Raw genomic sequence first — 15,287 nt, 5'->3', positions numbered from 1 at the left:
CTGACCATGACGCACGACTCATTCGATCTGAAGATCTTGGGCGAGTTGGTCAAGGACGCCCGAGTCAGCCAGGTGCAGCTGTCCGAACGCGTGGGGCTGTCGCCGACCGCCTGTGCGCGGCGGCTGATCCAGCTCGAGGAGACCGGCGTGATCCGCGGCTATTCGGCCGAGATCGATGCCAGCCAGCTCGGCTTCATGATGACTGTGCTGGTCAACATCACGCTGGAGCGGCAGAGCGAGGATGCGCTGGCTGCGTTCGAGAAGGAAATCAGCAGATGCCCGGATGTGGTGTCGTGCCACCTGATGTCGGGCAATGACGATTATTTGGTCCAGGTGCAGGCGCGCGACATGGCGGACTACGAACGCATCCACAAGCTGCATTTGTCGCGGATGCCCGGCGTGTCGCGGCTGCATTCCAGCTTCGCGATGCGCAGCGTAGTGAAACGCAGCATCTCGCCGGCAGCGCTGGCGGGTTGAATCGAGCCACAGCCGTCATTGCGAGGAGCCCTTGCGACGAAGCAATCCAGTTCTTGAAGAGTTCGCGGCCTTCTGGATTGCCGCGTCGCTTCGCTCCTCGCAATGACGTTGGGGGTTGGCCGGTGCGAGCCGCTCAGGATTGAACTATTCCGACGAGGTCCACCTGCACCTCGCCATTCTCAATCCGCACCGCATAACGCCGCAGTGCCCGGCTGGACCAGCCGGGCGAGATCCGCCCATCGATGAGGTCGAACCAGGCCTGATGGCGTGGACAGTGCAACCGGCCATCGGTCACGCGGCCGAGGCTGAGATCGGCCTGCTCGTGCGGGCAGGCGCGCTCGCAGGCATAGAGCCGGTCGCCGTCGCGGATTACCAGCAGCGCCACGCCGGCCGCCTTCGTGCAGATCATCGGCTGATCGCGCAGCCGCTCGGCTTTGCAGACGACGACCCAGCCCGGCTCAGCCGCCAAGATAGGCCCGCCGGACATGCTCGTTCTCGATAAGGTCGTGGCCCGCGCCGGACAGCACCACGCGGCCCGCCTCCAGCAGATAGGCGTGATCGCACATCTCCAGCGCCGCGAAGGCGTTCTGCTCGACCAGCAGCACCGTGGTGCCGGCATCACGTATGGCGCGGATGATCGCGAAGGTGCGCTCGACGATGTTGGGCGCCAACCCGAGCGAGGGCTCGTCGAACATCACCAGACGCGGACGCGACATCAGCGCGCGGCCGATCGCCAGCATCTGCTGCTCGCCGCCGGACAGCGTGCCCGCCGCCTGCTTGCGGCGCTCGGCGAGGCGAGGAAATTCGCCGTAGATGCGGTCGCGGTCAGCGTTTATCTCTGAGGTATCCGAGCGCAGGTACGCGCCCATGTCGAGATTTTCTGCCACCGTCATGTGCGGGAACACGCGACGGCCTTCCGGACAATGCGCGATCCCCTTCGTCAGTACCTTCTGCGGGCTGGCGGAGGTGATGTCCTCGCCCTCGAAAATCATGCTGCCGGAGCGCGGCGGAACGAGTCCCGAGATCGCACGAAGAGTCGTGCTCTTGCCGGCGCCGTTGGCGCCGATCAGCGCCACCAGCTGCCCGGCCTTCACGGACAGGGTGACACCGCGCAGCGCGGTGATCTGGCCGTAGCCGCAGACCATGTCCTGGATCTCAAGCATGCGCGGCCGCCTTCTTTCCGCTCTGGCCAAGATAGGCTTCGATCACCGCGGGATCGTTGCGGATGAATTCGGGCGTGCCCTCGGCGATGATGCGGCCGTAGTTCAGCACCACGATGCGGTCGGAGACTTCCATCACCATCGGCATGTCGTGTTCGACAAGCAGGATGGTGACGCCGCTGTCGCGGATCGATCGGATCAGTTGCACGAAGGTGTGGGTTTCCGATGCGTTCATGCCCGACACCGGTTCGTCGAGCAGCAGCATTTTTGGCTGCGCCGCCAAGGCCAGCGCGACGCCGACCAGGCGCTGCTCACCGTAAGACAACGAGCCCGCGAGATCGTTGGCGCGGGCTTCGAGCCCGACCCGCGACACCAGCTCGGCGGCGCGCTCGCGCAGCAGCCGCTCCGAGGCCCGCGCCTTGGGCAGGCCGAGGATCGCGTTGAGGAGGCCGAGCTTGCCCTGGCGGTGCAGGCCGATCAGCACGTTGTCGAACACGGTGTCGCGCGGAAACACCGATGTGCGCTGGAAGGTGCGGATCAGGCCGAGATCGGCGATCTCGTGGGATTTCAGACCGCGCAATGGCACGTCACGAAACTTCACCGCGCCCTTGGTCGGGGTGAGAAAGCCGGTCATCAAATTGAACGCGGTGGTCTTGCCGGCGCCGTTCGGGCCGATCAGGCTGAGAATTTCGCCTTCGCCGACGCAGAAGTTGAGATCGGACAGCGCGACGAGGCCGCCGAACTGCATGCCGACATGATCGACGCTGAGGATGGTTTCGCGGGCCACGGTCATGCGCCCTCCTCCACGGCGTTTACAGACTTCCGCGACGTACTTCCCTTCTTGCGTTCCAATCCAAGCAGGGGCGCCAGCCTAGGCACGATGCCTGATGGCAGCACGAACAGGATCACGATCAGCACGCAGCCATAGGTGATCCACTGCGCCTCCGGCGGCATGATCGGCCGCAGGAACACCGGCAACAGGCCGAAAATGACGCCGCCGACCACAGGACCGGCGAGCGAGCCCTTGCCGCCGGAGACGACCATGATCACCATGGTCACCGTCGAGATGAAGGCGAAGACATCGGGATCGATGATGCGGATGTAATGCGCATAGAGGCTGCCGGCGGCCCCGGCGATGCCGGCCGAGATCACAGCCGCCAGCGTCAGCGTCTTGGTGACGTCGATACCGACGGCGACCGCGAGCGTCTCGTTCTCCATCAGACCACGCATGGCGCGCCCGTAATGCGAATGCACCAGCCGCGCAATCAACAGATACGACAGCGCGGCAACCGCGAGCACCAGATAATAGTTCTGCAATTTCGTTTTCAGCACCAGATAGCCGAGGCCCGGCAGGCCGATGGTGATGGAGGGAATGTTGGTCAGCGCCAGCGGGCCCTGGGTGAGATCGACCCAGTTCAGCGCCACCAGCCGGACAACTTCGGCGAACGAGATGGTCACGATGACGAAATACGCGCCGCGCACGCGGAACGACAGCCGGCCGACGAGATAGCCGCAGAAGCCGGCAATGACGATCGACAGCGCGAAGCCAGCAATCGGTGGCCACGGCACATGGACGATGTGGAAGTCGCCAACAATCGGCACGTCGAAGCCGAGCGAGGTCAGCGCGCTGACATAGGCGCCGATGCCGAAGAAGGCGATATGACCAAGGCTGAGCTGGCCCGTGAAGCCGAGCAGCAGGTTGAGGCTCATCGCGCCGATAATAAAGATGCCGGTGGTGATCAGCGCGTTCAGCAGATACGGGTCCGTCAGCCACAGCGGCAGCGAGATGAAAGCGGCGAAACAGAGGAGCGTGGCGAGCCGGTTCATCCGACGCGCTCCGCGCGGGCGAACAGCCCGGTCGGCTTGAAGATCAGCACGGCGATAATGATGAGGAAGCCCATTGCGTCGCGATAGCCCGACGACACGTAGCCCGCGCCGAGTTCTTCGGCGAGCGCCAGGATGAAGCCGCCAATCACCGCGCCGGTGATGTTGCCGAGGCCGCCGAGGATGACGATGGCAAAGGCCTTCACGGCGGCGAGGTCGCCCATCTGCGGGAAGATGACATAGACCGGGCCGAGCAGTGCGCCGGCGGCAGCCGCAAGGCTGGAGCCGATCGCGAAGGTCGAGGTGTAGATCCAGCTCACATTGACGCCCATCAGCGCCGCGGTGTCGTGATCCTGGAAGGTGGCGCGCATCGCCTTGCCGAGCTTGGTGCAGTTGATCAAGAGGTAGGCGATGACGATCAAGAGGGCCGCGGCGGCCAGCACGAACAGCCGCAGCCACGACACCGAGACGGGGCCGATAACCAGCGGCGCATCGGGAAACGGGTTGTCGACGGATTTCGCCACGCCGCCCCAGATCCAAAGCGCGCCGGACTGCATCGCGATCCAGGCGCCGATCATCACCAGCATGGTGGTGTCGATGTCGGAGCCGCGCAGCGGCCGCAGCAGCACGATCTCGATGGCTGCCCCGAGCAGCCAGCCGGCCACGATCGACAGCGGCAGCGCGAGAAAGAAGTTCACGCCGAGCTGATGCACAACGATGAACATCATGTAGGCGCCGAAGGTGTAGAGCACGCCGTGCGTGAAGTTGACGACGTTCATGATGCCGAAGATCAGCGTCAGCCCGATGCCCAGCAGCGCATAGGTGCCGCCGAGCACCAGCGTGTTGAGGAGATGTTGCAGAAGCTGGTCCAAAGGGAGATCCTTATGGTCATTCCGGGGCGCGGGCGGCGCTAGCCGACTGCGAGCCCGGAATCCCGAGTTGTTTTGAACATATCGAGGTTCCGCGTTCGCTCGCGCTGATGCGCTCGCGCCCCGCAACGACAGTTTTATCAGAGCGTCTTCATGCCGACTTTGCCGTCGGTGATCTCGATCAGATACACGTTGGGAAAGCTCTGGCCGCTCTCCTGGCCGGCGGGGCCGGACTTCTTGAACACGATGTCGCCGTTCAGGCCCTTGATGTTGATCTCCCAGAGTGCTGCCTTGATCGCGGCGGGCTCGGCCTTGCCGGCCTTCTCGATGGCCGCTGCCGCAGTGCGGATGCCGTCATAGCCGCGGAAGCTCTCGGTCACGCCGGCGAATTCGAAGCCGCGCTTCTTCCACTCGCCGATGAAATAGTTGGTGGCTTCCGGGTTCGGCGTCTTGTCGGGATACCACGGCAGGAACGTGGTCAGATGCATCGTGCCGTTGGCGGCAGCACCCGCCTGCGCAATGATCTGGTCGGGATTCTGCGAACCGCCGGTGGTGATGATGCGCTTCCTCAGGCCGATGGCGGCGGCCTGCTTGAAGATCAGCGTGAGCTGATCGACCGCGGTGGTGACGATGATGGTCTCTGAGTCAGTCGCCTTGAGCTTGGAGAGCTGCGCGCTCATGTCCTGCGCCGACTGGTCCATGGTCTCGACCTGACCGATGACAATGCCGTGCTCCTTCATCATCTTGCCGAAGTCTTCGGCGGTGCCGCGGCCCCAGTCGTTGTTGATGACCAGGAAGTCGGCCTTCTTGATCGCCAGCTTGTCGATGATCTTGCTGAAGGCAGCGCCCTCGACCGCCGACGGCGGCGAGATGCGGAAGATGTAGGGATTTCCCGAAGTGGTTATCTTGCCGGCCGAGGAGGTCTCGACCACCATCGGCACTTCATATTCCACGAGCTTGGGCATCACGGCGAGCGTCAGGCTGGAGCCCCAGGCGCCCATCATTACGGGGACCTTGTCGCGCGTGATCAGCTTCTCGGCGACGGCCGCGGCTTCGGTCGGGTTGCTCTTGTTGTCCTCGATGACCAGCTCGATCTTCTTGCCGAGCACGCCGCCCTTGGCGTTGATCTCGTCGGCGGCGATCTTGGCGCCATTGACGACATAGGTGCCGGACGCGGCGAAGGCGCCGGTCAGGGGCTCGTTGACGCCGATCTTGATGGTTTGCGCGTGCGCCGCGCCGTCGAACAGCGCGAGCGCCAGAGCGATCGCAGGTACGGCCTTGAAGCTTCGTGTCATGTCATTCTCCCGGTGAACGCTGGTGAAAGTCGCGCAGTGCAAACCTCGCCGCCCCGCATGCGGATGCGTCGATTCATGATGCCGTGTCTCCGCGGCCGGTGATCCGGTGCAACATTCGCGCCGCGCGGTCCCGCAGCAGCCCGAATACCAGCGAAATTCCGTTGAGCTCGGCGACCGGCGCCGCCGATGCGCAGGCATCGCCCGACAGCTTGCGATCGAGGTTCTTCGCGAATTCAGCAACCAACCTTGCCGCGAGATCGCGCACCAGGCCGGAGCGGCCGATTTGCGCCAGCACGCCGGTCAGGCTGTAGCCGATCGAAAGTTCGACACGCGTGGCCGCACCGTCTTGAAGCGACAGCAGTTTGTAGCGGATTTCGCCCTGCGTCTGCGAGCGACTGCGCTGGTCGATACCGATGCCGAGGATGCGGCCGGACAAGGTCGCCGGATCGCTCTCGACGCGCGCCGCGCCGTTGAAGTTCGCGGAGATCGGGCCGATCTTGACGCGGATTGCGCCCTCGACGCGCTCCGGCACCGGCGTTCCGGTCAGCGAAGCTCCCGGCAGACAGGATGCGACGGCGGCGATATCGTCGAACATCGCAAACACTTTGGCCGGCGGATGCGCGACGTCGAAAGACTGGTCGAGCACGGTCGACGGCGTGAAGTCGGGAATGACCAGGGGCGCGACCGCACTGCGCTGCTCCACCGGCGCGAGCCGTGGCTTCTTAGTCTCATGTGACGAGTTGCAGGTCTTGTGACCCGACCCGACCGGCCCCAGCAGCTTGCGGCCCGCATCCGGCTCCGGCGCAATGTCGCGAGCGCGGCGATCGGCGATCACCGAGCGCACCGCGTTGACGATGCCGACATAGCCGGTGCAGCGGCACAAATTGCCGCTCATGCCGACGCGGATGGCCTGCTCGTCAGCATCCGGCAGCCGCTTCACCAGATCGCGCGCCGCGACCAGCATGCCCGGCGTGCAGTAGCCGCATTGCAGCGCATGTTCGCGGCTGAAGGCCGCGCGCAGCTCGATCGCGATCTCGTCGTCGTCAAGGCCTTCGATGGTAGTAACTTCGGCGCCATCGCAGGCGACTGCATAGGTGATGCAGGAACGCGCCGGCACGCCGTCGAGCAGCAGCGTGCAGGCGCCGCAGACGCCGTGCTCGCAGCCGAGATGGGTGCCGGTAAGATCGCGCTCGTCGCGCAGGAAATCGGCGAGGCTGGTGCGCGGCTCGACCAGCGCCTGGACGGTGCGGCGGTTGACCGTGAGTTCGATATTGTTCATGCCGCGGCCTCCGCGATGGCTTTGCGCAACACGGCGACATGGATGTGGCGGTCAGCAGCGTCGCTGATGCCGGCCTTCGACAACAGCGCGTCCGCGACGCGCGGATCGAATGTGTTGCCAAACTCGCCGTCGATTCGACCGCCGAACAGTTCAGCGGCCTCGTCGATCACGATTGGCGCGGCTTCGACGGCCCCGATCACAATGCGCGCCGTGGCCGCGGCGGGATCGATCAACACCGCGCCGATGGCGTGGGCAAACTCGCCGGTCTTGCGGCAGGCCTTCACATAGGCCCAGCGCGCCGACGCCGCCATGGCCGGAACGCGCACGGATGCGATCATCTCGCTGGGCATCAGCACGGTTTCGAGCGCGCCGACGACAAAGTCCTTCATGGCGACGTTTCGCACGCCGCGCGCGCTTTGCAGCGTCAGTGTGGCGCCCAGCGCCGACAGCGCCGACACCCAGTCCGCGCTGGGATCGGCATGGCTGAGCGAACCGCCGATCGTGCCGCGGTTGCGCACCGCGCGGTAGGCGATGGCCGAGGCGACGCGCTGCATGGCGCCGCGGGTGACGTCCGGGATACGGCCGTCCTCGATGTCGGCATGCGTGACGCAGGCGCCGATCACCAGTCCGTCACCGACGCTCTCGACTTGCTTCAACTCTTCGAGCCCGGCGATATCGACCAGCAAGTCGGGCGCGACCAGGCGCAAATTCAGCATCGGCCCGAGCGATTGCCCGCCGGCGATGATTTTCACCACACCGTCGCCCGCCATCGCGGCAAGCGCTGCCGAAAGATCGCGCGGACGCTCATAGTCAAAGGGTGCCGGCTTCATGCCGCCGGCCTTTGCGCGTCACGGGCTTCGAGGATCGCAGACATGATGCGGCGTGGCGAGATCGGCGAATGCAACAGTTCGACGCCGAGCGGACGTAGCGCGTCATTGATCGCATTGCCGATCGCCGCCGGCGGTGCGATGGCGCCGCCCTCGCCGATCCCCTTGACGCCGAACTTGGTGTAGGGCGACGGCGTCTCCATATGGTCCATCCGCGGCGAGGGCACTTCGGTCGGGCCCGGCAACAGATAGTCGGCGAGCGTGGTGGCGAGCGGCTGGCCCGCAGCATCGAACGGCATTTCTTCGTACAGAGCGGTGCCGATGCCCTGCGCGAGACCGCCAAAGATCTGGCCGTCAACGATCATTGGATTGACCAGCACGCCGCCGTCCTCGACGATCACGTAGTCCAGAATTTCGACGTCGCCGAGATCGGGGTCAACAGCGACGATCACCGCATGGGCAGCATAGCTGAAGGTGCCGGAATCGCGCTGCGGCTTGTAGCCGGACGTGGTCTCCAGCCCGGCGGGATCGACATCGCCCGGCAGATCCTGCGGGCGGCGATACCAGGTGTGCGCGATCTCCTTCAGCGTCACGCTGCCGCTGGCGCCGCGGACCTCGCCATCGGTCAGGACGACGTCGGCCTCGTCGAGTTGCAGCAGCTTGGCGCCGATCTTTTTGGCGCGCTCGGCGAGTTCGGCGCAGGCGGTGGCCACCGCGCCGCCGGCCATCACCATTGAGCGCGAGCCCCAGGTGCCGGTCGAATACGGCGTCATCGCGGTGTCGCCATGGACCACGCGCACCTTGGCGACCTCGACGCCGAGCATTTCATGCGCGACCTGCGACAGCGTGGTCTCCATACCCTGGCCGTGCGAATGCACGCCGACGCGCAGTTCGAGCCCGCCGTCCGGCGTCAGCCGCGCGGTGGCCTGTTCGTGGCCCGGCACCATCGGGATGCCCCAGCCGGAATAGACCGAGGTGCCGTGCGCGGCCTGCTCGCAGAAGATCGACAAGCCGACGCCGATCAGCCGGCCATCGGCCTCATGCCGGCGCTGCCGCGCGCGCACCGCATCGACGTCGATCATCTTCAGCGCACGCCTCATCGCTTGCGGATAGTCGCCGCTGTCGAAATGCTTGTTGGTGATGTTGTCGAACGGCATCTGCTCCGGCTGCACCAGATTGCGCAGGCGCACCTCGCCGGGCTCCAGCCCCGCTTCGGCCGCGACCAGATCGAGCATCAGCTCCAGCGCGAAGCAGACGCCGGTGCGGGCGACGCCGCGGTACGGCAGGATCGGGCACTTGTTGGTGGCCACCGAATAGGTGCGGCAGCGATAGGCCGGCATCAGATAGGGCCCCGGCAGGATGCTGACCACCTGCGCCGCCTCCAGGCAGGCCGAAAACGGATAAGAGGAGTAGGCGCCGGAATCGACGGATGCCTCGCAGTCGATGCCGCGCAGCTTGCCGTCGCGGTCGGCATAGACGGTGATCTTGTAGTGGTGCTCGCGACAATTGGCCGACGCCACCAGATGCTCGCGGCGGTCCTCGATCCAGCGCACCGGATGGCCGCGCTTCATCGTCAGCCACGACAGGCAGACTTCCTCGGGCAACAAAATGCCCTTGTGGCCGAAGCCGCCGCCGACATCCGGCGAGACGATGCGGATCTGGCCCTGGTCGATGCCCAGCGTATCCGACAGGCCGTTGCGCACGATGTGCGGCATCTGGCTGCCGGTATAGAGCGTGAGCTGGTCGAGCCGGTGATCGAAGGTGGCCACCACGCCGCGGCCTTCCAGCGGCGACATGCATTGCCGGGAGGTCGAGATCTCGCGCGTCACCTTGATCGGCGCGTCCAGCGCGCCTGCGATATCGATCTCGAAAAAGCTTTCGAGAAAGATATTGTCGCCCCAATGCTCATGCACGAGCGGCGAGCCCGGCTCGCGCGCTTGCAACATGTTGTGCACAGCGGGCAGTTCCTCGAGATCGAGCGTCACGGAGGCAGCGATATCCTCGGCCTCGGCGCGCGTCGGCGCCACGCACATGGCGATGAGCTCGCCTACCTGGCGGATCTTGCCGGTGGCGAGGATCGGCTGCTCCGAAATCTTGAAGCCGGGCAGTCCTGTAATGGCGCGGATCGGTTTGACGCCGTCGAGATCCGCTGCGGTGAACACCACGTCGCGATAGCGCTCCGGCACATGGATGGCGCGGATCCGGGCATGCGCCACCGGACTGCGCACGAAGGCGACATCCTGCAATCCAGCAAGGCGAATATCGGCAACGAACTGTCCGCGGCCGCGCATCAGGCGATCATCTTCCTTGCGCAGCACGCGCGCGCCGACGCCCTGCCCTTCGGCAGGCGCATCCGACAGAGGTTTGCGCATATCACTCATAGGTAGACCCTGCTCTCTCATGGGCACCGCTTACGCGGCGACCGCCTCGGGCAGGATCGACGCCACCGCATCATGGCGCACGCCGGCGCGCAGGCAGAACAGCGGCTGCATCAGCCCGTCCGCCACCACTTCGGTATTCTCGTTGTCACGCAGGATGTAGCGGCCCGGCTTGGTCGTGATCACCGAGACGTCGGCATCCACGCCGACCTTCAAGGAGCCGACCGTGTCCGACAAGCCGATCATCTTCGCCGGATTGGACGTCACCATCGGCACCACCTGCTCCAGCGTCAGGCCGAGCGCCATCATCGAGCTCATCGCCTGCACCAGGCTGAACTTGGCCTGACCTGCAAAGGGATGGTTCTCCTCGTCTTCGTGCTCGTCCGGTGTGCCGGCCGGCGCGGGGACATGGGTGTTGTAGCCATGGATGTCGGCGCCGAGCGTGTTCGGCACGATGCCGGCGGCGATCGCCTTCTTCGCCAGGCGGTAGGAGAAGTGGCTGCCGTGGCCGACGTCGATCTTGAGGCCGCGATCGATCGCAGCCCTAATCACCGGATGCACCTCGCCCTCACGATTGACGAAACCGCCGGGATGCCGCGTGAAGGGATGCGCCAGCACGTCGCCTTCCTTGAGCAGAGGGATCACGCGCTCCAGGATGGTGTCGACGTCCTCGCCATTGGTGCCGCTTTCCGGCAGGCCCCAGAGCTGGCCGAAATGCACATAGACCGGCAGTTCGGTCTGCTTGCCGATTTCCGCCGCCATTTCCAGCACGCGAATGCCCCAGCGCGCAAAGCCGCCGATTTCGGCATGCGCCTTGATACCGCGCACCAGATCGCGATTAGCCAAAGCGGATTTCACGGTGGCGTCGATATCGACGCCGTCCGGGCTGTACAGATTGGGATAGAAATGGCCCTCGAGCCCGCCGACCAGATAGGCCGACAGGAAGGCATAGACGCGCGATTTGGCGGGCTCGGCAATGAAGTGACGAAAGCCCGGCAATGTCATGCAGGACGGACCGCCCTGATCGATCAGCGTGGTGACGCCCGATTGCACGCCCACCATGTCGGGATTCATGCCGAAACGCCCCGAGACATATTGATAGACATGCGCGTGGGTGTCGATCAGGCCCGGCAGCACCAGCTGGCCGGTGACGTCGACCACTTCCTTCGCGCTGGTCGGCAAGATGTCGGACTGCACGGCCGCGATCTTGCCATTGCGGATGGCGACATCCTTCAGGCCGTCGATGCCCGAGGCCGGATCGATGACGCGGCCGCCGCGCAACAGCAAATCAAAAGTGGCGGTGACGGACATGACGGTCTCCTCTTACTTAACGGCAGGCTCTGCAGGTCTGCTTCAAATGCGAAGCATACTTCGTATTTTACAAAAGCAAAGACCATGCCATAAGAAACCGATGCTGCGTTTGCGAAGCCGAACGATCAGGAGAGCATGTTGCCATCAGCCAAACCGCCAAGCGACCGGATTGCGCCCAAACCCGCGCACCGCCCCTGGCCGCTGCAACAAAGGCCCGGATTTCTGATCCGCCGGTTGCATCAGATCCACGTCGCGCTGTTTCAGCAGGCCTGCGCCAGCTTCGACGTGACGCCGCTGCAATACAGCCTGCTGTCGGCGCTTGCAGGGCGCGGCGCGGCAGACCAGACTACTTTGGCTGCAGATATTGCTCAGGATCGCACCACCACGACGGGCGCACTGAAGCGACTGGCCGCGCGCGGGCTCGTGGAACGCACGATCGACGGCAATGACCGACGCGCCCAACTGTGCCGGCTGACGCCATCGGGCGCCGCCCTGCTCGCCCGCCTGGAAACGCCGGCGCGCGACGCCCATCGCGCCACGCTCGGCCGGCTAAGCAGGAAGGAACAGGCCGTCTTCATCGCGATGATGCAGCGAATAGTCGCAGAGCAAGCGACTGACGGCAGCGACGGGACGAGCGACCACTGAACTCTGCAACGCTCGCTTGGACCGATTCGACGCAAGGCGTGGCTACAAGATGGGCAGCTTGCTTGGCAAACAGCACACAGTTCGATGCACGCTCGGCGTGTTGAACCGATCGCTCATTTCCTGATCAGACGCATGCGCTACTCTGGTACAGTTCTTGCTGATCGCTTTCGCCGGTAGTTTTCATCAGCGGGGGCGAGCATGACGAATTCCGAGTTGCGGGCCGACATTCACAGCATCGAACCCATTCCCGACGCCGACCGGGATTCCACCGGACCGCAGCAAATGTGGATCTGGGCCGGCGCCAACATCGCGCCGGTGAACTGGGCGCTCGGCGCGCTCGGCATTATTCTCAAGCTCGGCCTGCTGGAAACGATCGCCGTGATCGTGATCGGCAACCTGATCGGCTGCGCAATCTTCGGCGCCTTCACGGTGATGGGCCACAAGACCGGCGTCAACCAGATGGTATTGAGCCGTGCCGCCTTCGGCCGTCGCGGCGCCTATCTGCCGAGCCTGCTGATGTTCCTGATGACGCTGGGCTGGATCGGGGTCAACACCTACTTCCCCGCCAAGATCTCGATGGCCATCCTCGCCCAGTTCGGCATCAGTGACACCTGGACCGCGAACTTCCTCGTCATCACCCTCGTGATGGTGCTGCAGGTGATGATCGGCATCTATGGCTTCTATGCCATCCGTACCTTCGAGAAGTACACCGTGCCGGCGACCGTGGCGATCATGGTGCTGATGAGCATCCTGGCCTGGAGCCAGGCCGGCGTCGTCAATTGGGGCCTCAAGACGTCGCTGGAGCCCGGCGCGCATCTGGCGATGCTGACGCTGCTGATGACCGCCGTCGGCGTCGGCTGGGGAATCTCGTGGGTGACCTGGGCCTCGGACTATTCGCGCTTCGTGCCGCGCACCATCTCCTCGAGACAGGTCTTCTGGTACAGCTACATCGGCATGTTCGTGCCCTCGGTGTGGCTCGCTGTCCTCGGCGCTACCATCGCGTCGGTAACGCTGGATGCCGATCCGGCCAAGATGGTCAGCGCGGTGTTCGGCGGCGTTGCCGCGCTGCTGGTGCTCTTGATGGTTCTGCATGGGCCGATCGCCAGCAACATCCTCAACGTCTATTCGGCGGCGCTGGCGGCGTTGAGCATGGGCCTCAAACTGTCGCGCACGGCGCTGGCGCTGATCGTCGGTGTCGCCGGCTATGCGGTGACGATCTACTTCATCTCTGCGCCGTCTTTCGCCAAGGCGTTCGACAACTGGCTGATCAGCCTGTTGATGTGGATGAGCCCCTATGCCGGCGTGATCCTCGCGGACTTCTTCGTGAAGCGGAAGGGCGTGATCGACGTCGCCGAACTCTACAAGTCTCCGCAGACGAGCGCCTATGGCGATATCAATTGGAGCGGAATGATCGCCTTCGGCGTCGGCTTGGTCGCCGCATGGCTGTTTCAGGACGGGCTGGTGCCGGCGCTGCAGGGACCGATCTCGATCAACCTGCTGGGCGGCGCCGATTTGAGCTGGCTGGCCGGGATTCTGGTGGCGGGCGGTGTTTATCTTGCGATGGACAAGTACGCTGCCACGGCGCCGGCGATCGCGAGCCCGGCGGAGTAAACACCTCCCGCACCACCTTTTTACGAAAACGACGTTCGGTCTCTAGCCCAGCCGCGACGCACGGTTACCTCTCCCCGCCGGGGAGAGGTAACCGAGGGTCGCGGCTAGAATTTGATGTGGGATGGCAAGCAAGCGAGCGCTAAGAACTCTGCTCGCTCAGCTTGCCTGTTCGGCGCTGATGCTGGCGAAGCGGTCGTCCAGCGCGTAGCCGGCGCCGCGCACGGTGCGGATCGGATCCTGCTCGCCGCGCGGGTTGAGGATCTTGCGCAGACGGCCGATATGCACGTCGACGGTGCGCTCGTCGATATAGATATCGCGGCCCCACACGCTGTCGAGCAGTTGCTCGCGGCTGAACACCCGGCCGGGATGTTCGAGGAAGAATTCGAGCAGGCGATATTCGGTCGGGCCGAGATCGATCGGCCGGCCGGAACGAACGACGCGGCGCTTGTCGCGGTCGAGCTCTATGTCGCCGAACGACAGCACGGTCGCCAGCCGCTCCGGCGCGGCACGGCGCAACAGGCCCTTCACGCGGGCCAGCAGCTCCGGCACCGAGAACGGCTTGACGATGTAATCGTCGGCGCCGGTGGCCAGGCCTCGGACGCGTTCGCTTTCCTCGCCGCGCGCCGTCAGCATGATGATCGGCAGCGACTTGGTCTCCGGACGCGCGCGCAGCCGGCGGCACAATTCGATGCCCGACAGGCCCGGCAGCATCCAGTCCAGCACCACCAGATCCGGCACCCGCTCTTTCAAGCGGGTGTCGGCGTCGTCGCCGCGGGCGACGGTCTCGACCTCGTAGCCTTCGGCGTCGAGGTTGTAGCGCAGCAGCGTGGTCAGCGCTTCTTCGTCTTCGACCACCAGAATGCGCGCGTTCATGGGCTTGTCTCTCTCGTTAAACCGGGGCGTTGGCGAAATTGGTCATATCGCCCTTCGGGCGCTTGTCCAGGATCGCTTCGCCCTCAATCATGTAGAATACGGTTTCGGCGATGTTGGTGGCATGATCGCCGATCCGCTCGATGTTTTTGGCGCAGAACATCAGATGGATGCAGAACGAGATGTTGCGCGGATCTTCCATCATGTAGGTCAGCAGTTCGCGGAACAGCGAGGTGCAGATCGCGTCGATCTCCTCGTCGCCCTTCCACACCGCCATCGCCGCCGGCAGATCATGCGCGGCGTAGGCATCGAGCACGGCCTTGACCTGCGAGCGCACCAGATCAGTCATGTGTTCGAGGCCGCGGATCAGCTTCAGCGGATGGAAGTCGCTGTCCAACGCATTGACGCGCTTGCCGATGTTCTTGGCGAGATCGCCGATCCGCTCCAGATCGGTGGCAACCCGCATCGCGCCAACGATCTCGCGCAGATCCACCGCCATCGGCTGACGCCGGGCAATGGTGAGCACGGCACGCTCTTCGATGACGCGCTGCAGTTGGTCGATTTCCTGGTCGGCGGCGGCCACCTTCATTCCCAGCGGAATGTCGCGACGCACCAAGGCGTCGACGGAATCGGTGATCTGCCGCTCCGCGAGACCACCCATTTCAGCGACCAGCCGGGTCAATTCCTGCAGGTCGCCGTCGAAGGCCTTGGTCGTGTGTTCGAAAGCCATATCAATCCCTC

The 15,287-nt window shown here is 64.6% G+C and carries 15 protein-coding genes; 3 read left to right on the top strand and 12 right to left on the bottom strand.

Going from position 1 to position 15,287, the window contains the following annotated elements:
- Positions 1-6: 6 nt before the first annotated feature.
- The gene (locus tag FIU28_RS05795) at positions 7-477 is read left to right on the top strand and encodes an Lrp/AsnC family transcriptional regulator (protein ID WP_143572065.1); all 471 of its coding nucleotides are present in this window, start codon (positions 7-9) and stop codon (positions 475-477) included.
- Positions 478-610: 133 nt separating this feature from the next.
- Here the strand turns inward: FIU28_RS05795 and FIU28_RS05790 are convergent, their stop codons facing one another.
- The 10 genes from FIU28_RS05790 to FIU28_RS05745 form a co-directional block, all read right to left on the bottom strand.
- Entirely contained in the window at positions 611-946 is a 336-nt protein-coding gene (locus FIU28_RS05790) for a Rieske (2Fe-2S) protein (protein WP_246660883.1), read from the bottom strand.
- Complete coding sequence (locus FIU28_RS05785) at positions 936-1,640, bottom strand: ABC transporter ATP-binding protein (RefSeq protein ID WP_143572063.1); 705 nt, start codon at positions 1,638-1,640, stop codon at positions 936-938. Before FIU28_RS05785 ends, FIU28_RS05790 begins: the two co-directional genes overlap by 11 nt.
- The gene (locus tag FIU28_RS05780) at positions 1,633-2,430 is read right to left on the bottom strand and encodes an ABC transporter ATP-binding protein (RefSeq protein WP_143572062.1); all 798 of its coding nucleotides are present in this window, start codon (positions 2,428-2,430) and stop codon (positions 1,633-1,635) included. The genes FIU28_RS05785 and FIU28_RS05780 overlap by 8 nt, the downstream gene beginning before the upstream one ends.
- A complete protein-coding gene (locus tag FIU28_RS05775) occupies positions 2,427-3,464 on the bottom strand; it encodes a branched-chain amino acid ABC transporter permease (RefSeq protein ID WP_143572061.1) in 1,038 nt (345 codons plus the stop codon). Before FIU28_RS05775 ends, FIU28_RS05780 begins: the two co-directional genes overlap by 4 nt.
- Positions 3,461-4,333, bottom strand: coding sequence for a branched-chain amino acid ABC transporter permease (locus tag FIU28_RS05770; protein ID WP_143572060.1), 873 nt, complete (start codon positions 4,331-4,333; stop codon positions 3,461-3,463). The genes FIU28_RS05775 and FIU28_RS05770 overlap by 4 nt, the downstream gene beginning before the upstream one ends.
- A 137-nt stretch (positions 4,334-4,470) precedes the next feature.
- On the bottom strand, positions 4,471-5,625 hold the full coding sequence (locus FIU28_RS05765; protein WP_143572059.1) for an ABC transporter substrate-binding protein: 1,155 nt from the start codon (positions 5,623-5,625) through the stop codon (positions 4,471-4,473).
- Positions 5,626-5,698: 73 nt separating this feature from the next.
- The gene (locus FIU28_RS05760) at positions 5,699-6,904 is read right to left on the bottom strand and encodes a xanthine dehydrogenase family Fe-S subunit (protein WP_143572058.1); all 1,206 of its coding nucleotides are present in this window, start codon (positions 6,902-6,904) and stop codon (positions 5,699-5,701) included.
- Positions 6,901-7,734: an FAD binding domain-containing protein gene (locus FIU28_RS05755; protein WP_143572057.1), complete on the bottom strand. Its 834-nt coding sequence runs from the start codon at positions 7,732-7,734 to the stop codon at positions 6,901-6,903. Before FIU28_RS05755 ends, FIU28_RS05760 begins: the two co-directional genes overlap by 4 nt.
- Positions 7,731-10,112 carry a xanthine dehydrogenase family protein molybdopterin-binding subunit gene (locus FIU28_RS05750; RefSeq protein ID WP_143572056.1) on the bottom strand — a complete coding sequence of 794 codons (2,382 nt, stop codon included), beginning with the start codon at positions 10,110-10,112 and terminating at the stop codon, positions 7,731-7,733. Before FIU28_RS05750 ends, FIU28_RS05755 begins: the two co-directional genes overlap by 4 nt.
- 30 nt (positions 10,113-10,142) lie before the next feature.
- Positions 10,143-11,420 carry an amidohydrolase/deacetylase family metallohydrolase gene (locus FIU28_RS05745; protein ID WP_143572055.1) on the bottom strand — a complete coding sequence of 426 codons (1,278 nt, stop codon included), beginning with the start codon at positions 11,418-11,420 and terminating at the stop codon, positions 10,143-10,145.
- Between the two features lie 135 nt (positions 11,421-11,555).
- Here FIU28_RS05745 and FIU28_RS05740 point away from each other — a divergent pair, with 135 nt between their 5' ends.
- Together FIU28_RS05740 and FIU28_RS05735 are read left to right on the top strand one after the other, a co-directional pair.
- Positions 11,556-12,065 (top strand): MarR family winged helix-turn-helix transcriptional regulator, encoded by a 510-nt coding sequence (locus FIU28_RS05740; RefSeq protein WP_143572054.1) that lies wholly within the window; start codon positions 11,556-11,558, stop codon positions 12,063-12,065.
- Positions 12,066-12,263: 198 nt separating this feature from the next.
- Entirely contained in the window at positions 12,264-13,676 is a 1,413-nt protein-coding gene (locus FIU28_RS05735; RefSeq protein WP_143572053.1) for a cytosine permease, read from the top strand.
- 156 nt (positions 13,677-13,832) lie between these two features.
- Here FIU28_RS05735 and phoB read toward each other — a convergent pair whose 3' ends face one another.
- Positions 13,833-14,549 (bottom strand): phosphate regulon transcriptional regulator PhoB, encoded by a 717-nt coding sequence (phoB, locus tag FIU28_RS05730; protein WP_143572052.1) that lies wholly within the window; start codon positions 14,547-14,549, stop codon positions 13,833-13,835.
- 16 nt (positions 14,550-14,565) lie between these two features.
- Positions 14,566-15,276 carry a phosphate signaling complex protein PhoU gene (gene phoU / locus FIU28_RS05725; protein ID WP_143572051.1) on the bottom strand — a complete coding sequence of 237 codons (711 nt, stop codon included), beginning with the start codon at positions 15,274-15,276 and terminating at the stop codon, positions 14,566-14,568.
- Positions 15,277-15,287 lie beyond the last annotated feature (11 nt).

This window comes from Tardiphaga sp. vice154 (assembly GCF_007018645.1).
Taxonomy (GTDB): Bacteria; Pseudomonadota; Alphaproteobacteria; order Rhizobiales; family Xanthobacteraceae; genus Tardiphaga.
The sequence above is the reverse complement of the archived record's forward strand: the minus strand, read 5'-3'. Positions and strand labels throughout refer to the sequence as shown.